This is a genomic window from Novosphingobium sp. FG90 (assembly GCF_057808725.1).
On sequence record NZ_JBMDIO010000002.1, the window covers coordinates 258,776 to 283,091 of the forward strand.

Genomic DNA, 24,316 nt, shown 5'->3' on the forward strand with positions numbered 1-24,316 from the left:
AAGGGTCATTACGAGGAAACTTCGCACAAAGCGGCGCGGTTGCAAATGGCCCGCTGCGCCTCGTCGTGGACAGTCGCCGCAAGCCCGATGCTCTTCATCGAGCATCAACCCCTTGCGCCGCCGCTACTTTGGGCTATGCGCAGGAACAGAGCGGACAGGTGGCCGAGTGGTTTAAGGCAGCGGTCTTGAAAACCGCCGTGGGTGCAAGCTCACCGTGGGTTCGAATCCCACCCTGTCCGCCAATTTGCCGTTGTCATCCACCATTGCCGGCTTTGCTTTGCCTCTCGACACGCCATTTGTGACGGGCAAGGCGCATGATCGGTCGGGAACAGCGGCGGCAATCGCTGCGATAGTGCGAGCCGTCCCATTCAACCGAACGGCGAGGGCGATGGCGATTTAACAAACAGAAAAAGCGCCCGAAAGCCACGCTTAGCCCCCATACATGCGGAAAATTCGGACCAGATAATTCGCCACCCCCTTGAGTCTCAACGAAACAAATCCGTCGTATTTTTCCGTACATTCGCGGAGAAGCAAGGCGTCGCAAACAGCGAAAGCCCGCGCTTAATGGCGCGAGCTTTCATCGTGCCGTCCCAGTTCAGGCGCTGACGGGTTGGGGGCGGTTTGCCAGCAGGTTGTCGACCACCGACGGATCCGCGAGCGTGGACGTATCGCCGAGGTTGGAGATGTCGTTCTCGCCGATCTTGCGCAGGATACGACGCATGATCTTGCCGGAACGGGTCTTGGGCAGACCGGGCGCGAACTGGATCACGTCCGGGGTTGCGATCGGGCCGATCTCGTGACGGACCCATGCGATCAATTCCTTGCGCAGGGTGTCGTCAGGCTGGATCTCGGCGTTGCAAGTGACGAAGGCGTAGATGCCCTGCCCCTTGATCTCGTGCGGCATGCCCACGACCGCGGCTTCCGCCACCTTGGGGTGCGCGACGAGGGCGCTCTCGATCTCGGCGGTGCCCATGCGGTGACCCGAGACATTGATCACATCGTCGATGCGGCCGGTGATCCAGTAGTAGCCGTCCTCGTCCCGGCGGCAGCCATCGCCGGTGAAATAGGTGCCCTTGAAGGTGCTGAAGTAAGTCTGGAAGAAGCGCTCGTGATCGCCCCAGACCGTGCGCATCTGGCCAGGCCAGCTATCGACGATGACGAGGCAGCCGTCGCCGGGGCCTTCGATCTCCTTGCCGTCGTTGTCGAGCAGCTTCGGCTGCACGCCGAACATCGGGCGAGTGGCCGAACCGGGCTTGAGCGCGGTGGCGCCCGGCAGCGGCGAGATCATCACGCCGCCGGTTTCGGTCTGCCACCAGGTGTCAACGATCGGGCAACGCCCCTCGCCTACGACCTCGTGATACCACGACCACGCCTCGGGGTTGATGGGCTCGCCGACCGAGCCAAGCAGGCGCAGCGACTGACGGCAGGTCTTCTTCACCCAGTCGTCACCCTCGCGCATGAGCGCACGCAGGGCCGTAGGGGCACCGTAGAAGATCTCGACGCCGAATTTATCCACGACCTGCCAGAAGCGGCTGGGATCGGGGAAGTTGGGCACGCCCTCGAACATCACGGTGGTCGCGCCGTTCATCAGCGGGCCGTAGACGACGTAGCTGTGGCCCGTGACCCAGCCGATGTCCGCCGCGCACCAGTAGATCTGGCCGGGGCGGTAGTCGAAGACGTACTCGTGCGTCATCGAGGCCCAGACCGAATAGCCGCCGGTCGTATGGAGAACGCCCTTGGGCTTTCCGGTCGAGCCGGAGGTGTAAAGGATGAAGAGCGGGTCTTCCGCGTTCATTTCCACCGGTTCGCACTCGACGGCCTGATCGGCGATGGCAGAGGCCCAGTCGATATCGCGTCCCTCGGTCATCGGAACGCCGGACTTCGTGTGCGTCAGCACGATCACGCTATCGACGCCGGGACAGGCCTTGAGCGCCTCATCCACATTGGCCTTGAGCGGGACTTTCTTGCCGCCGCGCAGGCCCTCGTCAGCGGTGAGGACGATGCGGCTGTCACAATCCTGAATGCGACCCGCCAGAGCGTCGGGCGAGAATCCGGCGAAGACGATCGAGTGGATCGCACCGATCCGCGCGCAGGCCAGCATGGCGACGGCGGCTTCGGGCACCATCGGCAGATAGATTGTGACGCGCTCGCCCTTCTTCACGCCCCGTGCCTTGAGAACGTTGGCGAAGCGGCAGACCTGCTCGTGCAGTTCGCGATAGGTGATGCGGCGTTCGGGAGTTGCAGGGCTATCCGGCTCCCACAGGATCGCGATCTGGTCGCCGCGCTCCGCGAGATGGCGATCGAGGCAGTTGGCCGAGAGGTTCAGCGTGCCGTCGGTGAACCACGAGATACCGAAGTCCTCTTCGTGGAAACTCGTCTGCTTGACCACGCTGAACGGCTTGATCCAGTCGATCCGCTGCGCTTCCTCGCGCCAGAAGGCTTCGGGCTCGGAAACCGACCTTGCGTACATCTCCTGATAGCGGGCATCGTCGATCAGGGCGTTCCGGCTCCACTCGGCGGGAACGGGATAGACGGCCTCGGCCATGCGGTTTCTCCTCTCGTATCGTCAGGCCGGGCTCTTCCGGCTTTGCATGTTGCATAGCACAACGAACCGGGGCCGTTCCCATTGGACAATGGTAGAACGGGCATGCGGGATTCTTGTACTCTTTTGCCGAAGATGGCGGGCGATCTGATCTCGATCAAGGTGCATCGCGCAGGTGTGGCGTAGAGAATCGGCATTCCATCGAAAGGTATGCCTGCCATGATCGTCACCCTTTCCACCCGTTCGGGAATCGACCTCGACGTGCGTCCGGCGACTGAGACGGATGCTCCTGCGCTGAGCGATTTCTTCAGCCGTGTGACTGACGAAGATCGCCGCTTCCGCTTTCTGTCAGCGACCGAGCATGTCGGGCCGGTCCTGCTCGAACCGTTGATCCATACCGACCACTTCCGCAGCGAATCTTGGGTGGGGATCAATCAGGCAAGCGGGCAGATCGTCGCTTCGGGGCTGCTCGCGTGCGATGGGCCGTTCGATACCGGTGAAATCGCGATTTCGGTCTGTGGCAACCACCGCGGCAAGGGAATCGGCTGGGCCATGCTCGATTATCTGTCGGCGCAGGCCAAAGCTCGCGGTTGCCGCCGCGCCATCTCGATCGAAAGCCGCGACAATCATGCGGCTGTCGATCTCGAACGCGAGAAGGGCTTCGTTCCGGCACCTTTCGGCAGTGACGCAGGGTTGGTCGTGCTGGAAAAGACCTTCCGTTAAACACGAAGGCAGTGCGCTAGTTGCCGAATGCTAACGCGCTGGTAACCCTTTTTGCGGCATGGGGTTCTCCCCCCAAGGAGACCCCATGCGCGATTCCCTCAAGCCCGGCCCGACCGCCAGTCGGACGCCTCGTTCCGCGCGCGTCGGCGTGTCGATCCTGTGCGAGGTGCGTCAGGGAACTCGTCCGTGGAAGCCGGCGCGATTGGAGGATCTTTCGCCAGGAGGCTTCCGTATCGGCCAATTGCCCGATGCCCGGATGGAAGTACCGCTGCGCATCCGTATTCCCGGCCTGCAGTTGCTAAGCGCACGCATCTGCTGGGTGCGTGAGGGCGCTGTAGGTTGCGAATTCGCCGAACCGCTGCACGTGGCCGTGTTCGAGCACATCGTCCGGGCCGCAGGCTGACACGAAAAAGGGCGGCCTCTTGCGGGGCCGCCCTCTTCGTTTGCGAGACCTACGCGATCAGATGTGGATCGCGCGACCATAGGCGGCGAGAGTCGCCTCGTGCATCGTCTCCGAGATCGTCGGATGCGGGAACACGGTGCTCATCAGTTCCGCCTCGGTGGTCTCCAGCGTCTTGCCGACGACGTAGCCCTGGATCATCTCGGTCACTTCCGCGCCGATCATGTGAGCGCCGAGCAGTTCGCCGGTCTTGGCGTCGAACACGGTCTTCACGAAGCCTTCCGGCTCGCCCAGCGCGATCGCCTTGCCATTGCCGATGAACGGGAAAGTGCCGGCCTTGACCTCGTAGCCCTCTTCCTTGGCCTTGGCTTCGGTGAGGCCGACCGAGGCGATCTGCGGGTGGCAGTAGGTGCAGCCCGGGATGTTGCGGCGGTCCAGAGCGTGCGGATGCACCTCCTTGTTGCCCAGTTCCTTGGCGATCGATTCGGCGGTGGTGACGCCTTCATGGCTGGCCTTGTGCGCCAGCCACGGGCCCTTCACGCAGTCGCCGATCGCCCATACGCCCGGGACGTTGGTGCGGCCATAATCGTCCACCTTGACGAAGAACTTCTCGTCCGGCTCGATCTTGAGTTCTTCCAGACCGATGTTCTCGACGTTCGGGACGATGCCGATGGCGACGATGACGTGGCTGAATTCCTGCGTCTCTTCCTTGCCGCCCTTCGGGGTGATCTTGACCGAGACGCTCTTGTCCGAAGCCTTGACGTCGCTCGCCTTGGCACCGGTGAGGATCTTCATACCCTGCTTGGTCAGTGCCTTTTCGAGGAAGGCCGAGACGTCCTTGTCCTCGACCGGCACGATGCGGTCCATCATCTCCACGACCGTCACGTCGACGCCCATGTCGTTGTAGAAGCTGGCGAACTCGATGCCGATCGCGCCCGAGCCGAGAACCAGCAGCTTCGTCGGCATTTCCTTGGGCGTCATCGCATGGCGGTAGGTCCAGATGCGGTTGCCGTCCGACTTGGCGCCGGGCAGTTCGCGCGCACGGGCGCCGGTGGCGATGATGATGTGCTTGGCCGAGAGGGTTTCCGAACCCTTCTCGCCGGCCACTTCCAGCTTGCCCGGAGCGACCAGCTTGCCGGTGCCCATGTGGACGGTGATCTTGTTCTTCTTCATCAGGTGCGTGACGCCCTGATTGAGCTGCTTGGCCACGCCGCGCGAGCGCTTGACGATCGCGTCGAGGTCGGCGGTGATGTTCTCCGCAGCCAGACCGTAGTCCTTGGCATGCTTCATGTGGTGCAGGATCTCGGCCGAGCGCAGCAGCGCCTTGGTCGGGATGCAGCCCCAGTTGAGGCAGATGCCGCCGAGCAGCTCGCGCTCGACGATGGCGGTCTTGAGGCCAAGCTGCGCGCTGCGGATCGCCGCGACATAGCCGCCGGGGCCGGAACCGAGAACGATGACGTCGTAAGAATCAGCCACTCTTAACTCTCCTGTTCGATCGCGCGGGGGCGGCCCGCGTCGTCGATTGCCACGAAGGTGAAGACCGCTTCGGTCACCTTCACCTGTTCTTCTTCATGCCGGTGGCGCCGCCAGGCCTCGATGCCGATGGTCATCGAGGAGCGGCCCACTTTCCTGAGTTCACCGTAGACGCTGACTTCGTCGCCCACCTTGACCGGCTTGTGGAACTGCATGCCGTCCATCGCGATGGTGACGGCGCGGCCATGCGAGTGGCGGGCGGCGATCAGCCCTGCGCCCATGTCCATCAGGCTCATCAGCCAGCCGCCGAAGATGTCGCCATAAGCATTGGCATCGGCAGGCATCGCGGTGATGCGGATGACGGGTTCGCGGTATTCTTCCGCCATTTCAGACGATCTCCGAAGTCGCGGCAATGGCCCTGGGGCGGTCGTTTTCATCCAGCGTCACGAAGGTGAACAGCCCGGTGGCGACTTCGACCTGATGCTCGCTCGCCCGCGCCCGGCCAAAGCCGCGCGTGGCGATCGTCATCGAAGTGCGCCCCGTCCGCTGCACGCTCGCATAGACGTTGAGTTCGTCGCCCACGAGCATGACGCCGGGAAAGGTGAAGTCGGTCGCCCCCACCACCACGGCCTTGTGGCCGGTGCGGCGGGTGACCAGCGAGGCGGCGCCCAGCGCAAGCTGGCTCATCAGCCAGCCACCGAAAACGCCGCCATACGGGTTGAGGTCGGTGGGCATCGCGGTGACACGGATGACCAGCTCACCACTTTCATGTCCCCCGGCCTCATGCTTCATATCAGGCGATCATGCTCAGCGGGTTCTCGACGAACTCGCGGAACGCGGCCATCAGGCGCGCGCCGTCGGCGCCGTCTACCGCACGATGATCGAAGCTGCCCGTCGCACTCATCACAGTCGCCACTCCCAGCGACCCGTCTGGCATGACCCAGGGACGCTTGTCGCCTGCACCAATGGCGAGGATGGTCGACTGCGGCGGGTTGATGACGGCCGAGAACGACTTGATGCCCATCATGCCCATGTTCGAGATCGAGGCGGTGCCGCCCTGGTACTCGTCAGGCTTGAGCTTGCCTTCCTTGGCGCGGCTCGCGAGATCCTTGGTCGCCTTGGCGATGGCCGAGAACGACTTCTCGTTGGCGGCAGTAACGATCGGAGTGATCAGGCCGCCCGGGATCGAAACGGCGACCGAGATGTCGGCGCGCTCGTACTTGATCAGTTCGTTGCCCGCGAACGTCACGTTGCACTCCGGCACCGCGACCAGCGCCATGCCGAGTGCCTTGACCAGCATGTCGTTGACCGAGACCTTCACGCCCTGCTTCTCGAGCGTGGCGTTAATCTGCGAGCGCAGTTCGAGCAGCTTGTCGAGCTGAACGTCGACGCTGAGGTAGATGTGCGGCGCTTCCTGCTTCGACTGGGCGAGGCGGCGGGCGATGGTCTTGCGCATACCCGAAAGCTTCTCGACCGAGTGCGGCACGCGGGCATCGAGCAGCGCGCGGGTCTCGTCGGCCATCTCGACCGAGGAGGTCGCGGCGGCGGCAGGCGCAGCGGCCGGAGCCGAAGCTGCGGGCGCCGGAGCGGCCTTCTTTGCGGAACCACCCTGTGCGGCTTCGACGTCAGCCTTGACGATGCGACCGTTCGGACCGGAACCGGCGACGCCGGAGAGGTCCACGCCCTTGGCATCGGCGATGCGCTTGGCGAGCGGAGTGGCGACGACGCGGTCACCGGAAGCGGCAGCCTTGGGCGCGGCTGCGGGAGCGGGCTTGGTTTCAGCCTTCGCTTCGGCCTTCGGAGCCTCTTCCTTCGCGGCGGCCTTCGGGGCTGCGGCCTTGGGGGCGTCGATCGCCGAGGCGTCCTCGCCCTCTTCGACCAGCACGGCGATGACGGTGCCGACCTTGACGCCTTCGGTGCCCTCGGCGACGCTGATCTTGCCGATCACACCTTCATCGACGGCTTCGAATTCCATGGTGGCCTTGTCGGTCTCGATCTCGGCCATGATGTCGCCGGAGGACACGGTGTCGCCTTCCTTCACCAGCCATTTGGCCAGCTTACCCTCTTCCATGGTGGGCGACAGGGCGGGCATCTTGATCTCGATGGGCATGGAAACTGTACGTTCCTTATTGTCCGTAGGGAGGCCGCTTTCGGGCGTTGGGCCCTTCCTTGGACGCCTTGAGCGTTGCGTTCAAGAACCTTGCAGTTTCTTTTTTCGCAACAGTGGTGGCTTGTCTTGCAGGCTTCGCGTATCGATAAGCCGGATGGAGAGGGAACAGCCCATGCGCATCTATCTGGTGATCGTCGACGAGAGCGAGGAAGCGCTCGTCGCCCTGCAGTTCGCGGCCCGCCGCGCGGCCAAGACTGACGGTGCGTTGCATCTTCTGGCGCTCGTCCCGCCGCAGCCGTTCAACGCCTTCGCCGGGGTTCAGGCGACCATCGAGGAAGAAGCCCGCGCCCGTGCCGAGACGCTGGTGACGGCGGCTGCTGGAAACCTTTTGTCGCAAGGCGCAAAGATGCCGGTCATCTCCGTTCACATGGGAGAAGACATTAAAATCGTTCGGAAATATCTGGAGGAGCATCCGGAGGTTTCGGCGCTGGTGCTGGGCGCTGCGAAGGAAGGCGGGCCGGGGGCGCTGGTCGCGCACTTTACCGGGCCGGGCATGGCGCATATGACCTGCCCGGTGTTCGTGGTGCCCGGCGGGCTCGATGCCGAGGCGATCGAACGGTTGAGTTGAGCGGCACTCAATGGCACCTAACGGCACTCAAAGGTGCCACAACCACTCCACCGCCCTACCTAACTTCGTCATTGCGAGCGTAGCAAAGCAATCCAGGGGGGTTTGCGTTGCCCTGGATTGCTTTGCTACGCTCGCAATGACGAAGAGGGGTTGGAGGCGGCGGTGTTACCGCTTGCCCCGCCCTTGATGCCGGATATTCTTCGGACGCCCGCGCGCGCCGACAGCGTACTTGCCTTTGTGCTTGAGCATCGGCTTGTTCCCGCGCGGCTCGATCCGGCCGCCGCCTTCGGGCAGCTCGTACTTGAGCGCGCCGGTCAGCGGATTCGCCTCCGCCAGCCGCAGCTTGAGGATTTGGCCGATCGCGAAGGTGGTGCCCGTCTCGTCGCCGACCAAGACCTGCGCCTTCTCGTCATAAGTGAACCGCTCGTCCCCCAGCGTCGAGACCGGTACCAGACCGTCGCCGCCAAGGCCGACGATGGTGGCGAAGAATCCGAACTTCTGGACGCCGGTGATGCGCGTATCGAACACCTCGCCCACCCGGCTCGCCAGCCAGGCGGCGACGTAGCGGTCGATGGTCTCGCGCTCGGCCTCCATGGCGCGGCGCTCGGCCTGGCTGATGGCGTCGCTGATGCGGCCAAGGTCTTCGCGGTCGCGCTCCGACAGGCCCGACAGCGCCGGAATGTCTGCCTTGGGCTTCGGTTGCTCCAGTCCGTAGGCATCGACCAGCGCGCGGTGCACCAGAAGGTCCGCATAACGCCGGATCGGCGAGGTGAAGTGCGCGTAGGACGCCAGCGCCAGGCCGAAGTGCCCGGCATTGGCGGGGCCGTAGTACGCCTGCGTCTGGCTGCGCAGGACCGCTTCCATGATCAGCGCCTTCTCGGTCTCGTCGGTCACGTCCTTGAGCATCCGGTTGAACAGGCTCGGCGTGATGACCTGCCCCATCGCCAGCTTCTTGCCGAACGTCGCGAGGTAGTCCTTGAGCGCCATCAGCTTCTCGCGGCTCGGCGTCTCGTGGATGCGGTAGACGACGGGTGCGGTCTTCGCCTCCAGCGCCTTGGCCGCGGCGACGTTGGCGGCGATCATGAAGTCCTCGACCACGCGGTGCGCATCGAGCCTTTCGCGGATGGCGATCTCGGTGATGCGGCCCTTCTCGTCCAGCTTCACGCGGCGCTCGGGCAGTTCGAGTTCGAGCGGGTCGCGGTTGGCGCGCGCGGTGGCGAGCGCCTTCCATGCGGCCCACAGGTTCGTCAGGTGTTCCTGAGCGCGGCCTTCGTCGATGCGCGCCTGCGCTTCTTCATAGGCGATGACCTCGTCGATCCGCACGATCGCGCGGGTGAAGCGCCAGTCGGTGATCTTGCCCTCGGCGTCGATCTTCATGTGGCAGGCCATCGCCGCGCGGTCCTCGCCCGAGCGCAGCGAACACACGTCGGCGCTAAGCACTTCGGGCAGCATCGGCACGACGCGGTCGGGGAAATAGACCGAGTTGCCGCGCCGCCGCGCCTCGCGGTCGATCTGGCCACCGGGGCGCACGTAGAACGAAACGTCGGCGATGGCGACGAGCGCGTCGAACCCGCCCTGCCCGTCCGGCGCCGCCCAGATCGCGTCGTCGTGATCTCGCGCGTCGGACGGATCGATGGCGACGATCGGCAGGTGCCGGAGGTCTTCGCGATGATCGGCGCTGAGCGGCAGCCTGGCGGAAACCTGCGCCTCTTCCAGCACTTCCTCGATGAAGTGGTTGGGAATGCCGTGCTTGTGGATCGCGATCAGGCTGAACGACTTGGGCGCCAGCGGCTCGCCCAGCACTTCGGTCACCTTCACCGAAGGCCGCGCCGAACGGCCGATCGGCACGCCCAGCACCAGTTCGCCCGCCTTCGCCTCGCCGAGGTCCGAGATCGGCGAGGAATTGCGGATCCGCTTGTCGACCGGCGCCAGCCATGGCTTGCCGCCGCCGTCGATCTCGACGACGCCAAGGATCTGGTCGGCGCGCAGTTCCAGCTTCTTCATCGGGAAGGCGCGCCAGCCGGTAGCGCTTTCCTCGGTGCGTGACAGCACGCGGTCGCCCTTGCGCAGCGCAGAGCCGCGCCCCTTCTCGATCAGGCGAATGCGCGGCGGCGGAGTGGCGTCGTCGGGCTGCCAGGTATCGGGGACGGCGATCGCCTCACCCTCGTCGATGTCGATCACGCGCAGGACGGTGACCTTGGGCAGCCCGCCCATCTTGTGAAAGGCGGTGCGCTTGCCGTCGATCAGGCCCTCTTCGGCCATGTCCTTGAGAAGCGCCTTGAGCTGGATCTTCTCATTGCCCTTGAGCCCGAAATGGCGTGAGATCTCGCGCTTGCCCGCAGGCTCGGTGGAGTTCTGGATGAAATCGAGGATCTGCTTGCGGGTGGGCAAGCCCGGGGTCGGGCGGTCCTTTACCGGACGGCTGCCGGATGGGCGATTGCCTGAGAGACGATCGCCTGAGGGACGATTGCTGGCGGAACGGTTGTTTGCGGGCATCCTGCGCAAATGCCCCCTGCCGGCCCGCAATGCAATCATCGAGCGTGGATTGCTCCCGAAACGTCATACGAGCGGCGTGTGCTTGAGCATCCCTTCGCCGTCATCCCCGCCTTCGCGGGGACGACAATGCAGGAAGGGTGCTCAGATGTGATCGGGTTCGGGGCCGTAGCGGTTGGTGCCGTCGCTCGAAGGCCAGACGCCGAAGACCACGACCAGCAGAAGCGGCACCCAGGCAAGCATGCCGTTGATCATCAACTGACCCTGCGCCGCCTGGAGCTTCGCCATGTCCCCGCTCTGCGCGACGATCATCATGTTCGCCATGGCGTCGATCGAGGAAATCTGCATGCCGAGCGCGGCGACCTGGATCACTACCGCCAGCGCCGCGATCCAGCCGGGCTTGTTGGAATCGTGCAGGCGCCGGGTGAACGAGGCGACGAGCAGGCCGGTCATGACAAGCGTCACCACGACCGACACCCACACCGAAGTGCGCATCATGCCCGAAAGTCGTTCGAACATCCGCTTCTGGATCTCGACCTCGCCCATGCCCTGCTGCGCGGCCGAAAAGACGTCCGCCATCATCGGCCCGGTCAGCGCGATCGAGATCACGAAGGAAATGACGATCTGGATGATCGCCAGGAACAGAAAATAGAACCAGAAGGCCGAGCGACCCTCGCGTCCCTTGAAGTTGGTCAGGTTCGCGAGGTTGTACTTGATAGCTGCGATCATCCGGTGCCCCCCGTTTGAAATCAGTAGGATCGGGCCACGTATATCTTCTCCACAGCCGCGCGTCCCGTGAAAATGCAGTTACCGGCAGCCGGTTCCGCATCCAGCGGCGTGTTGCGGATGGTCAGCTTCAGACCCTTGAGCTTCTGGACCACGGCTTCCAGCTCGTTGCCGGTCGGGCGCGCCCACTCAACTTCGACCCAGCCCGGATAGCGCTTGTCGTCCGAGAAAAACGCGGCGACTTCCTCGAACGTCGAAGCCTGGACGATGTTTGCATCGCGCTTCGCCTTCGCCTCGGCATAGAGCGAGGTCTGGATGTCCTCGATCTCGGCGACGGCACGGGCGAGGAATTCGTCCTTGCCCTGCCCGACGAAGTTGGCCTTGCCTGTCTCGGTCCACAGCTTGTCGCGGCGCAGCACGGAGACCTGGCCGCCGGCCGCATCGCGCCCGCCGATCTCGAGGATAAGCGGCACGCCCTTCTTGACCCAGGCCCAGCGCTTCTGCGTGGCCTTGCCGGGGCGCTTGTCGAGCAGCACGCGCACCTTCTCGCCCAGCGCCGATTGCTGGCTGAGCGCCTTGCGCAGTTCTTCGCAGTATTCGAGCAGCGCGTCGTCCTCGGGAGTATCGCGCAGCATCGGCAGGATGACGATCTGGTGCGGCGCCACCATCGGCGGCACGCGCAGCCCGTCGTCGTCGCCGTGCGTCATGATGAGGCCGCCGATCATGCGGGTCGAGGTGCCCCAGCTGGTCGTGTGGGCGTACTGCTGCGTGCCCTCGCGATCCTGGAAGGTGATGCCCGCCGCATGGGCGAAACCGGTGCCGAGATAGTGCGAGGTGCCCGCCTGAAGCGCCTTGCCGTCCTGCATCATCGCCTCAATCGAGTACGTGGCGACAGCGCCGGGGAAGCGCTCGTTCTCGGGCTTCTCGCCGGCGATGACGGGCATCGCCAGCTCGGTCTCGGCGAAGTCGCGGTACATTTCGAGCGCGCGCAGCGTTTCGGTCATCGCATCGTCGCGGTCGGCGTGGGCGGTGTGGCCCTCCTGCCAGAGGAACTCGCTGGTGCGCAGGAACATGCGGGTGCGCATTTCCCAGCGCACGACGTTGGCCCACTGGTTGACCATCAGCGGCAGGTCGCGCCACGACTGGACCCAGCGCGCCATGGCGGCGCCGATCACGGTTTCGGAGGTCGGGCGCACGATCAGCGGCTCTTCCAGCTTCGCCTCGGGATCGGGCACGAGGCCGCCCTTGCCGTCACCGACGAGGCGGTGGTGCGTGACGACCGCCATTTCCTTGGCGAATCCCTCCACGTGCTCGGCTTCCTTGGCGAAGTAGGAGAGCGGGATGAACAGCGGGAAGTAGCAGTTCTGCACGCCCGCGGCCTTGATGCGGTCGTCCATCAGGCGCTGGATGCGTTCCCACACGCCGTAGCCCCACGGCTTGATGACCATGCAGCCGCGCACGCCCGATTCCTCGGCCATTTCGGCTTCGGAGATGACTTCCTGATACCACTGGGCGAAGTCGTCTTCGCGCTTGGTGGAGAGGGCGTGGCGGATCGCGGTCTTCTGATTCATGGCGCGCCTGTTAGCGGGACTTGGCGCAAGGTTCAAATGAATGGCGATGCGCCCGGCATGACCCTTCGACAAGCTCAGGGTGAGCGGAGGTAGGCAATCTCCAAACTCCGCTCAGGCTGAGCCTGTCGAAGCCCCGGAAGGCGAAAGCGACCTCAGAACATCTCGGCAAGATCCTCGGGGAAATACGGTTCTTCCAGCGCCGCCAGCGCCTCGCGGTCGAACCAGCGCCAACTGCGCATGACCGAGCGCTCCAGTTCGGTGTGGCCGCCGGTGTCGATCGCCTCGGGGTCGGCGCCCGCCGGAGTGCGGACGCGAAAGTACCGTTCGTCCGCCGCGACGGGCACGCCTTCGATGGTGATGAAGTCGGCGATTCGCTGCGCCACCTGCGGCCCCGGCTCGGCCACGAAGCCGGTTTCCTCGAGCAGTTCGCGCCTTGCCGCGTCCTCGTAGCTTTCACCGGGATCGACCGCCCCGCCCGGCGTGCACCAGAACGGCGGACGGTCGGGCGGGTCGAAGCGGAACAGCAGCACGCGCTCCGCCGGATCGAGCAGGATGATGCGCGCGGCAGGACGGGCGACGCGGGAGGTCATCGCTTCGCCCCTTAGGTTTGCTTACTTACCCAGCGCGTCGAGGCGCTTCTGGATCTCGGCCATCTGGTCGCGCAGCGCGGACAGGTCGCCATTGCCTTCGGTCGCGGCTGGCGGTGCCTTGGTTTCCGGCTGCTTTTCCGCGCCCGGCATGAACGCGGCGGAAGCGGCGCGGAACATCGCCATGTTCTGTTCCGCCAGCTTGGCGAGCGGATTGTTGCCCAGGCTGTCCTCGAACGCCTTGGCGAGCTTCGCCTGGTTGGCGCGGAAGTTCTCCATCGAGGCTTCGAGATAGTGCGGGATCAGCGACTGCATCTGGTTGCCGTACATGCTGATGAGTTCGCGCAGGAAGTTGACGGGCAGCATCTGCTCGCCATTCGATTCCTCTTCCATGATGATCTGCGTGAGGATCGTATGCGTGATATCCGCACCGCTCTTCGCGTCGAGAACCTTGTAGTCCACGCCTTCGCGCGTCATCTTTGCGAGGTGTTCCAGCGTGATGTAGCTGGAGGATCGCGTGTTGTAGAGACGCCGGTTGGCGTATTTTTTTATGATTACGGTGTTGTCTTCGCCAGACGCCGTTTCAGCCATTTCCAGTCCCCATTTGCCGGATAGCTAAGTTACCATTCCGGAATATCGCATTGCAACACAAATTGCTGCGCAGCAAAAGAGGAAATCGGCAGAAATTCTGCCTTTTCAGCGCCCGAACCGCCTGCCGAGCAACGTCAGCAACTCGTACTGTGACAGCCCCGTAGCTGCCGCAGCCTCCGGAAGGGCATAGTCCGCCATTATCCAGTCGCCCTCACCCAGATGCGGGGAATCGGTGAGATCGACGACGGTCAGGTCCATGCTGACCCGGCCGAGCACCGGCAGTATCACGTCTCCTGAGAAAAAGCGTCCCTTGTCCGACCAGCAGCGCAGATAGCCGTCGGCATAACCAAGCGCGATCGTCCCGACCCGCATCGCGGCGTGCGCGGTGAAGGTCGCGTTGTAGCCGATGGTCTCGCCCGCGGCGACATGCCGGACTTGCAGGATCGCCGTCTGCGGGCGGACGACCTGACGCAGCATGGATGCCATCTCCGGCCGGGGTACGCCGCCGTATAGCGCGATGCCGGGCCGCGTCAGGTCACCGTGATAGGCCTCGCCGAGTGCGATGCCGCCGCTGTTGGCAAGGCTGGCCCGGGCGTGGTGGACCTGCGTGCGAGCATGATTCCAGCGCGCTTGCTGCACGGCGTTGAGCGGCGTGTCTTCCTCGGCTGCGACAAGATGCGAGAGCAGGACGTCGACCTCGAGCTGCGCCAGCACCGGTTCGCCGAGTTCGGCGAGCGTCACGCCGAGGCGGTTCATCCCGGTATCGACCATCAGGTCGCATCGCCCGCCGCCGGCATCGAGCCAGCGCCGTGCCTGCTCGATCGAATTGATGACAGGCTTCACGCCCGTCACCCGCGCGTAGGCGGCGTCCTCCCCGGTGAGCGGGCCGTGCAGCACGGACAGCGAGCCGGGGCTCGCCACGTCGAGGACCGCGCGAACCTCCGACCAGTGGGCCACGAAGAAATCGTCGCATCCTGCTGCCTGCAGCAACGGAACGACCTTGCGCACGCCGAGCCCGTAGGCATCGGCCTTGACTGCCGCTCCGGCACGCGCGCGACCCGACATGCGATCGAGCGCGCGCCAGTTGGCCTGCAGCGCATCGTGGTCGAGGTCCAGGCGGAGAGCCGGGGCGGGCAGGTCGGGGAACGAAGTCACGCGGTGGCCCATAGCCTTACCGGCCGTGCGGGGGCAACTCGGCTGAGTTCGCTGGAAATTCGCGACAGGCGAATTACCGGCAGGTGCCGCAATGCAGGCGCCCCTTCGTGCATTTTCCAAGCAGACCTTCAGATGTGGCCAAGTGCCTCGACCGCCGCATCCCACGGCAGCATCACCGCGCCGTGCCGCGCGGGATAGTCGCGCGCGGCGGCGATCGCGGCGAAACCGGGCCACTCCGGCAAGGCGCCCTCGCCCGCCAGCCATGCGGCGACGGCGGCGCGTGTCGCCCGGACATCCCCGACGGTCACGCCCGCAGCATTCGCAGCGAAGATCGCGGCGGAGGCCTGCCCGATCGCGCAGGCATGACTGCGCAGCCCGACGCGCGCGATTGCCCCATCAGCATCGAAGGCGAGACCCAGGGCTATGGTGCTGCCACAGCTTCGCGAACGGGCTTCGCCGCGCAGGGGCAGATCGTCGGTCAGAGGATGGCGGGCAAGCTCGATCGCCAGCGCCAGGACTTCCGGCGTGTAGAGTACGGTCGTGGACACGCCGGTTTACTCCGCCTCGCGCGCCGTTTCGGCCGCTCGGGCCTCGGCGCGGCGTTTGGCGATGAGCTGGACGAGCGCTTCGCTGCTGGCATTGATGAAGGGATAGGTGCGGGCCTGGGTGATCCATTCAGGTCGGCCGCCGATGCCCCAGATCGTGTCGTAGCCCAGCACCAGCACCGAAAAGCCGAGCACGATGACGATCACGCCCTTCACCGCGCCGAAACCGAAGCCCAGCACACGGTCGATCGGGCCAAGGACGGAGGCGCGGCTCTTGGCGCCGGCCCACTTGGCCACCAGTTTCACTGCAAGGAATGGAATGCCCAGCAGCAGCGCGAAGGCCAGCACCGCCGCTGCCGAATCCGAACTGATGTAGCTCCCCAGCATAACGGTGGCGGGGGTATGGAACAGCCGGATCGCGAAGATGGCGAATATCCACGCGGCCAGCGCCAGGATCTCCTGCACGAATCCGCGAATGAAGCCGGTAATGGCGCCGAGTCCCACGAAGAGGAGAACGGCAATGTCGAAGCCAGTCATAGACCGGCAGAATTAGGCATCGGACAGGATGCGGTCAACGAGGTTGGGAAGCATCGTCAGCCCGGAAAACGACAGGCCCTTTTCAGGAGCGGGGCCATTGGACGGTCCGAACGCCTTCGAGAACCCCAGTTTGGCCGATTCGCGCTGCCGGATGGAGGCATGAGCCACCGGCCGGATCTCTCCTGCCAGCGACACTTCGCCGAACCACACCGCGTCGGTGGACAGCGGCTTGTCGCCCAGCGCCGATACCAGCGCCGCCGCAACCGCGAGGTCTGCCGCGGGATCGCCGAGCCGATAGCCGCCCGCGACGTTGAGGTAGACTTCGCAGTTCGAGAAACTCAGCCCGCAGCGCGCCTCCAGCACCGCCAGCAGCATCGCCATGCGGCCCGAGTCCCATCCGACGACGGCGCGGCGGGGTGTGGCGCCGCTTTGCAGCCGCACGATCAATGCCTGGACCTCGACCAGCACGGGGCGTGTGCCTTCCATCGCCGGGAACACCGCGCTGCCCGCCATGGGCTCCTCGCGGCCCGAAAGGAACAGCATCGAAGGGTTGCCGACTTCCGCCAGTCCCGAGCCTTCCATCGAGAAGACGCCGATCTCGTCCACCGGCCCGAAGCGGTTCTTGATCGAGCGCAGGATGCGGTACTGGTGGCTGCGCTCTCCCTCGAAGCTCATCACCACGTCGACCATGTGCTCCAGCACGCGGGGGCCGGCGATGGTGCCGTCCTTGGTGACGTGCCCGACCAGGACAAGGGTGACGCCGTTCTCCTTTGCGTAGCGGATCAGTTCGAACGCGCAGCCGCGCACCTGACTGACGGTTCCGGGCGCGCCCTCGATCTGGTCCGAATGCATGGTCTGGATCGAATCGATCACCAGCAGCGCGGGCTTGTCCATCATCCCCAGCGTAGTGAGGATATCGCGCACGGAGGTCGCCGCCGCCAGCTGGATCGGCGCCTTGGACAGGCCGAGCCGCTCCGCCCGCAAGCGCACCTGCCCGGCGGCCTCCTCGCCACTGACGTAGACGGAAAGGCCGCCCGCCTTGGCGACATTGGCCGAGACCTGCAGCAGCAGGGTGGATTTACCGATGCCCGGGTCGCCGCCCATCAGGATCGCGGAGCCGGGGACCAGCCCGCCGCCGAGCGCGCGATCGAACTCCGAAATGCCGCTGGTCTGGCGCCTGGGCACTTCGCCGGGCTGGTCGAGCGGGGTGAACTGGATCGGCCGACCACCGGAGGACAAGTCGTGCTTGGCGGAGAACACCGTCTGCGGCGCATCTTCGACAAGCGTATTCCACTCGCCGCAATCGGCGCACTGGCCCTGCCAGCGGGCCGAGACTCCCCCGCAGGACTGGCAGACATATCGACGTTTGGGTTTCGCCATTGCGTTCGCCTAACGGGAACGGAATGAGAACGCAATTGCCAATCCCGTAACCCTGCGTAAGATAACTCGAATGCAGCAAAAAGAACTGCGGATCGCTCTGGTCTGTTATGGGGGCGTCAGCCTCGCCGTCTACATGCACGGCGTCACCAAGGAGCTTTGGAAGGCCCTTCAGGCGAGCCGTGCGGCGTGGGCGGATGCCACGGACCAGGAAGATGCGCCGCAAGGCAGTGCGGCGGTCTATCTCGACCTCCTGAGGCGGCTGGAAACCATGGGCAACGTGCGCCTGAGGGTGCTGACCGACATCGTGGCGGGTGCCAGCGCGGGAGGGATCAACTCGATCTTCCTCGCCCAGGCGATCCATTCCGGGCAATCGCTGGAGCCGCTGACCGATCTGTGGCTCGAAACGGCCGACGTCGATGTGCTGCTCGATCCGGAGGCCAAGCCCTGGTCGAAAGCCGCGAAGTTCTGGGCAAGCCCGCTCGTTACCTACCTGCTCCATCGCCCGGGCAATGCCGTCAGCGAGAGCGTGGCGCCGGAAACGCGGGCGGAAGTGCGTGAAAAGCTGTCACGCCTCGTGCGCTCGCGCTGGTTCGAGCCGCCGTTCGGGGGCATCGGTTTCTCGCGCCTGTTGCATCGTGCGCTTACGGCCATGGGGAAAGTTCCGGCTGGCAGGCCGCTGCTGCCGGCGGGGCACCCCATCGACCTCTTCGTGACGGCGACCGACTTCAAGGGGCATCTGGAGACGCTGCGCCTCCATTCACCGCAGATGGTGCTGGAGAGCGAGCATCGCCTGACCTTCAGCTTTCATGCGAAAGTCGGGGCGCAAGGTACTGCGCTTGCAGCGATTCCGGAGCTGGTCATGGCCGCACGCGCCTCGGCCAGTTTTCCCGGTGCGTTCCCGCCGCTGCAGATCAGTGAGATCGACCGACTCGTAAAGGAACAGGGAACGGCCTGGCCGACGCGCGACGCTTTCCTTGCCCGTATCATGCCCGAGCACGCCCGGCGCGGCGATCTGGATTGCGTATCGCTGATCGATGGCTCGGTGCTGGTCAATGCACCCTTTGCCGACGCCATGGAGGCGCTGCGAGATCGGCCGGCGTCACGCGAGGTGGATCGGCGCTTCGTCTACATCGATCCGACACCGGACCATCTCGGTGCGGATATGCGCGGGGATCACGCCCTGCCGGGGTTTTTCCCGGTGATCTTCGGCTCGCTCTCGGCCATCCCGCGAGAGCAACCGATCCGGGACAACCTCGAGGCGCTGGAGCAGCGCTCGCGCGAGATGGCGGCTCTGCGCGAGATCGTCGTCGCGCTGCGTCCCGAGATCGAGGAGACGGTGGAGAAGCTGTTCGGCGGCACCTTCTTCCTCGATCGACCGACGCCCAAGCGGCTCGCGGCATGGCGAACGAAAGCGCAGTTCGCGGCCTTCGAGCAGGCAGGCTTCGCCTATCACGGCTACGCGCAAGTGAAGTTCAGCGGCATCACCGCGATGCTCGCCCGGATGGTCTTCGAGGCCGCGCCGGAGCTTGACCTGCACTCATCCGATCCGGTCCGTGAACGATTGATCGCGCATCTGGCGGCGAACGGACTCGACCGCGCGCAGGGTCTGCGGGATGCACATTCTCCGGGGATGATCGAGTTCTTCCGGACGCATGACCTGCCCTTCCGGGTAAGGCGGCTGCGGCTTCTGGCCCGCCGCGTGACGCAGGAATGGGAGGCGGAGCCCGGCGTAAGCGAGCATGATCGCGATGCGGCAAGAACGGCAATCTACCGCGCGCTGGCGCTATACATCGATCGGGAGCCGCTGGTCGCGCTGGGCGACGATTTCCCGGCGCTGGCCCGCGCTTTCTTCGTGGACCCACAGCCCGTCGTCGATCACATGGCACGGGCGCGCCGCCTGCTGGAAACCGATGCGGCGGTCGACGAACTGCTGGCCGAGGCGCTTGCCGCAATGCCGCAGGCGCTGAGGCGACGGGTGCTGCTGGCCTACCTGGGGTTCCCATTCTACGATACGGTCACCCTGCCCCTGCTGCGCGGCGAGGGCCTGACCGAGTTCGATCCCGTACTGGTCGATCGTATCTCGCCCGAGGATTGCCACGCCATCCGCAACGGACTTCGCGAGGAAACCGTGCGCGGCAAGGAGTTCTTCAACTTCGGCGCCTTCTTCAGCCGGAGTTATCGGGAGAACGATTATCTGTGGGGCCGCCTGCACGGTGCGGAGCGAATGATGGACCTCATGGCATCCACTCTTTCGGCAGACCATGCGATGACGGCGCCTGAACTCCTGGGTTTCAAGCGGCGTGCCTTTCTGGCCATCCTCGACGAGGAAAAGCAGAGGCTGCGCGCCGATCCGGGGCTCGTCCAGCGGATCCGGCGTGAGGTGCTGGCAGGGAAGTAGGATGCCACATTTCGTGATCGCGAGAATAGCGAAGCAATCATGAGGCTGGAATGGGAAGCGGGTGAGCCAAAATTGGCCCTACCCGCTCACCCCTACTCCGTCAGGTCGCTCCAAGCGTCCTTGATACGGTCGAAGAAGCCCTTCGACTGCGGGCATTCCTCGCCGGTCTCGGTCGACTGCAGTTCGCGCAGGATTTCCTTCTGGCGCGCCGTCAACTTGGTCGGTGTCTCCACCGCTATCTCGATCACGAGATCGCCGCGGCCGCGGCCCTGCAGCACCGGCATGCCCTCGCCGCGCTTGCGCAGCTGCTTGCCGGACTGGATGCCCGCCGGGATGTCGAGCGCGATCGTCTCGCCGTCGATGCCGGGAATCTCGATCGAGCCGCCCAGCGCCGCCGTGGTGAAGGTGATCGGCACCTTGGTCACCAGCGTCGTTCCGTCACGTTCGAACACGCGGTGGCGCTTGACGTGAAGGAAGATATAGAGATCGCCCGGAGGCGAGCCGAACGGCCCGGCCTCGCCCTTGCCGGAGAGGCGGATGCGCGTGCCCGAATCGACGCCCGGCGGAATATCCACCTGCAGCGTCTGGGGCTTGTCCACCCGGCCTTCGCCGCCGCACGAACGGCAGGGCTTTTCGATGACCTCGCCGCGACCGTGGCAGGTCGGGCAGGTGCGCTCGACCACGAAGAAGCCCTGCTGCGCGCGCACCTTGCCGTGGCCACCGCACATCGAGCAGCCGCGCTTGCCGGTGCCGGGCTGCGCGCCCGAACCGTTGCACGGCTCGCACGATTGCGAGACTTCGATGGTGATCTCGGTGCTCTTGCCACGGAACGCCTCGTCGAGGCTGACTTCCATGTCGTAGCGCAAGTCAGCGCCGCGACGCTGCTGCTGGCGACCACCGCCACCGAAGGCGCTGCCGAAAATGGATTCGAAGATGTCGCCAATGTCGCCGAATTCGGCGCCCTGACCGCCGCCACCACCGCCCATGCCCTGCTGGAACGCGGCATGGCCATAACGATCGTAGGCCGCGCGCTTCTGCGGGTCCTTGAGGCAGTCGTAAGCCTCGTTGATCTGCTTGAAGCGCGCCTCGGAATCGCCGCAGCCCGGGTTCTTGTCCGGGTGATAGCGCATGGCGAGCTTGCGGTAGGCCGACTTGAGGACCTTGTCGTCCGCCGTGCGCTCTACCTCGAGCAGTTCGTAATAATCGATTTCAGTCGCTGACACGTGATATTTCCCCGTCGGAATACCTTAACCGCCACCGGCGCGGTTTGCACCGGTGGCGGTCAGGGTTTTCATCAGGACTTGTCAGCCCTTGTTTTCGTCGACTTCCGAGAACTCGGCATCGACCACATCGTCGTCAGCCTTCGGAGCGGCTTCCGGCGAAGCGGCAGAGGCCTGCTCCTTCTCGTAGATCGCCTGACCGACCTTCATCGCCACCTGGGTCAGTTCCTGAGCCTTGGCGTTGATTTCGGCCGCGTCATTGCCTTCCAGAGCGGTCTTGGTCGCGGCGATCGCGGCCTCGACTTCAGCCTTGAGCGAGGCGTCGATCTTGTCGGCGTGCTCGGCCAGCTGCTGCTCCGTCGCGTGGACGAGGCTGTCGGCCTGATTGCGGGCTTCGGCCGATTCGCGGCGCTTCTTGTCCTCTTCGGCGAACTTCTCGGCGTCACGGACCATCTGGTCGATGTCGCTGTCCGAAAGGCCGCCCGAGGCCTGGATGCGGATCTGCTGTTCCTTGCCGGTGCCCTTGTCCTTGGCGGACACGTTGACGAGGCCGTTGGCGTCGATGTCGAAGGTCACCTCGATCTGCGGGACGCCGCGACGCGCCGCCGGGATGCCGACGAGGTCGAACTGGCCGAGCAGCTTGTTGTCCTGCGCCATCTCGCGCTCGCCCTGGAACACGCGGATCGTCACCGCCTGCTGGTTGTCCTCGGCGGTCGAGTAGACCTGGCTCTTCTTGGTCGGGATCGTCGTGTTGCGGTCGATCATCTTGGTCATGATGCCGCCCAGCGTTTCGATGCCCAGCGACAGCGGGGTCACGTCGAGCAGCAGCACGTCCTTGACGTCGCCCTGAAGAACGCCGGCCTGGATCGCCGCGCCCATGGCGACGACTTCGTCCGGGTTCACGCCGGTGTGCGGTTCCTTGCCGAAGAAGTCCTTCACGACTTCACGCACCTTGGGCATGCGGGTCATGCCGCCCACGAGCACGACTTCGTCGATGTCCTTGGCCGAAAGACCGGCATCGGCGATCGCCTTGCGGCAGGGCTCAAGCGTGCGCTGGATCAGGTCGGCGACCATCTTTTCGAGGTCCGAGCGGCTGATCGTCTCGACCAGGTGCAGCGGAGTGGTGGCGCCGCCTTCCATGCGCGCGGTGATGAAGGGCAGGTTGACCTCGGTCGTCGCGGTGGACGAGAGTTCGATCTTCGCCTTCTCGGCCGCTTCCTTCAGGCGTTGCAGGGCGAGCTTGTCGGTCCGCAGGTCCATGCCTTCCTTGGCCTTGAACTTGTCGGCCAGCCATTCGACCACCTTGGTGTCGAAGTCTTCACCGCCGAGGAACGTGTCGCCGTTGGTGGACTTCACCTCGAACACGCCGTCGCCGATTTCCAGAACCGAGACGTCGAAGGTGCCGCCGCCAAGGTCGTAGACCGCGATCGTCTTGCCGTCCTGCTTGTCGAGGCCATAGGCCAGCGCCGCCGCGGTCGGCTCGTTGATGATGCGCAGGACTTCGAGACCGGCGATCTGGCCGGCGTCCTTGGTCGCCTGACGCTGGGCGTCGTTGAAGTACGCGGGAACGGTGATGACCGCCTGCGTGACCGACTCGCCCAGATACGATTCGGCGGTTTCCTTCATCTTCTGAAGGGTGAAGGCCGAGATCTGCGAGGGCGAATAGTCTTCGCCGCCAGCCTGGACCCAGGCGTCGCCGTTCTTGCCCTTGACGATGTGGTACGGAACCAGCTCGGTGTCCTTCTTGGTCACCGGGTCGTCGAAGCGGCGGCCGATGAGGCGCTTCACCGCGAAGATCGTGTTGTCGCCGTTGGTCACGGCCTGGCGCTTTGCAGGCTGCCCGATCAGGCGCTCACCATCACGGGTGAAAGCGACGATCGAGGGCGTGGTGCGCGCACCTTCGGAATTCTCGATGACCTTGGGCTTGCCGCCGTCCATGACGGCGACGCAGCTGTTGGTGGTGCCAAGGTCGATACCAATTACTTTACCCATTATCCCCATTCCTCACGTCAGTGGGTGACACCGGGCGGATCGCCTCCCTTCCATCAAGGCAAGGCGGCTTGTCCGGCTCTGTGACGTTCAAAGTCGTCGAGGCCGGATATAGGTGACCTTTCGCTTGGAACAAGCCTGTGCGAATGGCATTAGCCGCAACGATTCAGAAACGGGGCACAACAAAGGGAAATGCCTGTGATCAAACGCAACCTGCCTGTCGCCCTGATCTGCTCCGTGGCGTTGATTTCCCTGGTTGCCGGTTGCGGCAAGACGCCGGACAGTCCGACCGAATCGAACGACGCCACCCTCTCCGGCCCTGACGCCAAGCCCGGCATGGTGGCGAGCGACGGCAAGCTGGTCCTGCCGATCGTGGCGGGTCGTCCCGGCGCGGTCTACTTCACCGTGCGCAACGACGGCGCCGAGCCGGTGACGCTGGCGGGCGTCCATGTCTCGGGCGCGGCGAAGGCGGAAATGCACCAGAGCAACGGCGGCACCATGGCCAAGGTGGACAGCCTGCCGATCGATCCGGGTGCGTCCATGGTCTTCGCGCCGGGCGGGCTGCACGTGATGGTCTTCGACGTCTCGCCCGATCTCAAGCCGGGCGGCAAGGCGGAACTGACGCTGACATTCTCGGACGGCGACAAGCTCTCGATGCCGCTTAAGGTCGAGGAGATGGGCGGCGGCATGGACCATGAAGGCATGGACCACGGCAATATGGAAGGAATGCAGCACTGATCCTCGGCCCGACCGTAGATCAGGGCGGCGAGCGGGCGCTGACGGCGGGCGAGGTCGATCTCGTCCGCGCGGTGTTCGGGGATGCGGTGGACTGTGCGCCGGTTCGGGTGCGTCGTCGTCGTTGGTTTCCGTTCCAGCCGGTGAATACGGTGATGGCGCCGTGCGGGCACCTCCATTTCCATCCTCGCAGCGATCTCTATCTCGATGACTTCGCGCTTGGCCCGCCGGGACTGCAGGGGCTGTTCATCCATGAGATGACGCATGTGTGGCAGGCCCAGTGCAAGGGGCACTGGTATCTGCCGCTGATGCGTCACCCGTTTTGCCGCTATGACTATGCGCTAAGGCCGGGCTGGACGCTCGATCGCTATGGCATCGAGCAGCAGGCAGAGATCGTCCGGCACGTGTTTCTGTTGCGCGAAGGGCTGCACTTCCCCGGAGCCCCGGAACTGTCGGCCTATCGCGGAATACTGCCGTTCGACGAGGTATGAAAGAAAGGCGCGGACACCGCCG

Annotated in this window: 22 protein-coding genes and 1 tRNA gene; 7 read left to right on the plus strand and 16 right to left on the minus strand. The window is 64.8% G+C overall.

The window, feature by feature from the left end:
* Positions 1–152 precede the first annotated feature (152 nt).
* Positions 153–242 (plus strand) — tRNA-Ser (locus ACODRZ_RS02880).
* Positions 243–595: 353 nt separating this feature from the next.
* Here ACODRZ_RS02880 and acs read toward each other — a convergent pair.
* Positions 596–2,545, minus strand: coding sequence for an acetate--CoA ligase (gene acs, locus ACODRZ_RS02885; RefSeq protein WP_488970974.1), 1,950 nt, complete (start codon positions 2,543–2,545; stop codon positions 596–598).
* 216 nt (positions 2,546–2,761) lie between these two features.
* Here acs and ACODRZ_RS02890 point away from each other — a divergent pair, with 216 nt between their 5' ends.
* Complete coding sequence (locus ACODRZ_RS02890; RefSeq protein WP_488970973.1) at positions 2,762–3,265, plus strand: GNAT family N-acetyltransferase; 504 nt, start codon at positions 2,762–2,764, stop codon at positions 3,263–3,265.
* Between the two features lie 85 nt (positions 3,266–3,350).
* Positions 3,351–3,668: a PilZ domain-containing protein gene (locus ACODRZ_RS02895; RefSeq protein WP_488970972.1), complete on the plus strand. Its 318-nt coding sequence runs from the start codon at positions 3,351–3,353 to the stop codon at positions 3,666–3,668.
* 57 nt (positions 3,669–3,725) lie between these two features.
* Here the strand turns inward: ACODRZ_RS02895 and lpdA are convergent, their stop codons facing one another.
* The 4 genes from lpdA to ACODRZ_RS02915 are packed head-to-tail and all read right to left on the minus strand — an operon-like array spanning position 3,726 to position 7,248.
* Entirely contained in the window at positions 3,726–5,141 is a 1,416-nt protein-coding gene (gene lpdA / locus ACODRZ_RS02900; RefSeq protein WP_488970971.1) for a dihydrolipoyl dehydrogenase, read from the minus strand.
* Positions 5,142–5,143: 2 nt separating this feature from the next.
* Positions 5,144–5,524, minus strand: a complete 381-nt coding sequence (locus ACODRZ_RS02905) for an acyl-CoA thioesterase (protein WP_008832724.1) — start codon at positions 5,522–5,524, stop codon at positions 5,144–5,146.
* 1 nt (position 5,525) lies between these two features.
* Positions 5,526–5,930: an acyl-CoA thioesterase gene (locus ACODRZ_RS02910; RefSeq protein ID WP_488970970.1), complete on the minus strand. Its 405-nt coding sequence runs from the start codon at positions 5,928–5,930 to the stop codon at positions 5,526–5,528.
* Position 5,931: 1 nt separating this feature from the next.
* Positions 5,932–7,248: a pyruvate dehydrogenase complex dihydrolipoamide acetyltransferase gene (locus ACODRZ_RS02915; RefSeq protein ID WP_488970969.1), complete on the minus strand. Its 1,317-nt coding sequence runs from the start codon at positions 7,246–7,248 to the stop codon at positions 5,932–5,934.
* A 172-nt stretch (positions 7,249–7,420) separates the two neighbouring features.
* On the opposite strand from ACODRZ_RS02915, the gene ACODRZ_RS02920 reads away from it, so the two are divergent.
* Positions 7,421–7,876, plus strand: coding sequence for a universal stress protein (locus ACODRZ_RS02920; protein WP_008832727.1), 456 nt, complete (start codon positions 7,421–7,423; stop codon positions 7,874–7,876).
* A gap of 165 nt (positions 7,877–8,041) precedes the next feature.
* On the opposite strand, the gene rnr is transcribed toward ACODRZ_RS02920, so the two are convergent.
* The 9 genes from rnr to radA all read right to left on the minus strand — a co-directional run bounded on the left by rnr (position 8,042) and on the right by radA (position 17,461).
* The gene (gene rnr, locus ACODRZ_RS02925; RefSeq protein ID WP_488970968.1) at positions 8,042–10,372 is read right to left on the minus strand and encodes a ribonuclease R; all 2,331 of its coding nucleotides are present in this window, start codon (positions 10,370–10,372) and stop codon (positions 8,042–8,044) included.
* 141 nt (positions 10,373–10,513) lie between these two features.
* Complete coding sequence (locus tag ACODRZ_RS02930) at positions 10,514–11,098, minus strand: DUF805 domain-containing protein (protein ID WP_488970967.1); 585 nt, start codon at positions 11,096–11,098, stop codon at positions 10,514–10,516.
* A gap of 20 nt (positions 11,099–11,118) precedes the next feature.
* The gene (gene proS, locus ACODRZ_RS02935) at positions 11,119–12,666 is read right to left on the minus strand and encodes a proline--tRNA ligase (RefSeq protein WP_488970966.1); all 1,548 of its coding nucleotides are present in this window, start codon (positions 12,664–12,666) and stop codon (positions 11,119–11,121) included.
* A gap of 152 nt (positions 12,667–12,818) precedes the next feature.
* Entirely contained in the window at positions 12,819–13,256 is a 438-nt protein-coding gene (locus ACODRZ_RS02940) for an NUDIX hydrolase (protein ID WP_488970965.1), read from the minus strand.
* A 21-nt stretch (positions 13,257–13,277) separates the two neighbouring features.
* Positions 13,278–13,844 carry a polyhydroxyalkanoate synthesis repressor PhaR gene (phaR, locus tag ACODRZ_RS02945; RefSeq protein ID WP_488970964.1) on the minus strand — a complete coding sequence of 189 codons (567 nt, stop codon included), beginning with the start codon at positions 13,842–13,844 and terminating at the stop codon, positions 13,278–13,280.
* A 105-nt stretch (positions 13,845–13,949) separates the two neighbouring features.
* Complete coding sequence (locus ACODRZ_RS02950) at positions 13,950–14,999, minus strand: alanine racemase (protein WP_488986163.1); 1,050 nt, start codon at positions 14,997–14,999, stop codon at positions 13,950–13,952.
* A gap of 128 nt (positions 15,000–15,127) precedes the next feature.
* A complete protein-coding gene (locus tag ACODRZ_RS02955; protein WP_488970962.1) occupies positions 15,128–15,547 on the minus strand; it encodes an iron-sulfur cluster assembly scaffold protein in 420 nt (139 codons plus the stop codon).
* 6 nt (positions 15,548–15,553) lie between these two features.
* Positions 15,554–16,081 carry a CvpA family protein gene (locus ACODRZ_RS02960; RefSeq protein ID WP_488970961.1) on the minus strand — a complete coding sequence of 176 codons (528 nt, stop codon included), beginning with the start codon at positions 16,079–16,081 and terminating at the stop codon, positions 15,554–15,556.
* A 12-nt stretch (positions 16,082–16,093) separates the two neighbouring features.
* Positions 16,094–17,461, minus strand: coding sequence for a DNA repair protein RadA (gene radA / locus ACODRZ_RS02965; RefSeq protein WP_488970960.1), 1,368 nt, complete (start codon positions 17,459–17,461; stop codon positions 16,094–16,096).
* A 70-nt stretch (positions 17,462–17,531) separates the two neighbouring features.
* On the opposite strand from radA, the gene ACODRZ_RS02970 reads away from it, so the two are divergent.
* A complete protein-coding gene (locus ACODRZ_RS02970) occupies positions 17,532–19,859 on the plus strand; it encodes a patatin-like protein (protein WP_488970959.1) in 2,328 nt (775 codons plus the stop codon).
* A gap of 92 nt (positions 19,860–19,951) precedes the next feature.
* Here the strand turns inward: ACODRZ_RS02970 and dnaJ are convergent, their stop codons facing one another.
* On the minus strand, positions 19,952–21,082 hold the full coding sequence (gene dnaJ, locus ACODRZ_RS02975) for a molecular chaperone DnaJ (protein ID WP_488970958.1): 1,131 nt from the start codon (positions 21,080–21,082) through the stop codon (positions 19,952–19,954).
* Positions 21,083–21,163: 81 nt separating this feature from the next.
* Entirely contained in the window at positions 21,164–23,071 is a 1,908-nt protein-coding gene (gene dnaK / locus ACODRZ_RS02980) for a molecular chaperone DnaK (RefSeq protein ID WP_488970957.1), read from the minus strand.
* A gap of 189 nt (positions 23,072–23,260) precedes the next feature.
* On the opposite strand from dnaK, the gene ACODRZ_RS02985 reads away from it, so the two are divergent.
* Positions 23,261–23,806, plus strand: coding sequence for a copper chaperone PCu(A)C (locus tag ACODRZ_RS02985; RefSeq protein ID WP_488970956.1), 546 nt, complete (start codon positions 23,261–23,263; stop codon positions 23,804–23,806).
* Positions 23,806–24,294, plus strand: coding sequence for a vgr related protein (locus ACODRZ_RS02990; RefSeq protein ID WP_488971048.1), 489 nt, complete (start codon positions 23,806–23,808; stop codon positions 24,292–24,294). The genes ACODRZ_RS02985 and ACODRZ_RS02990 overlap by 1 nt, the downstream gene beginning before the upstream one ends.
* The last annotated feature ends 22 nt before the right edge of the window (positions 24,295–24,316 follow it).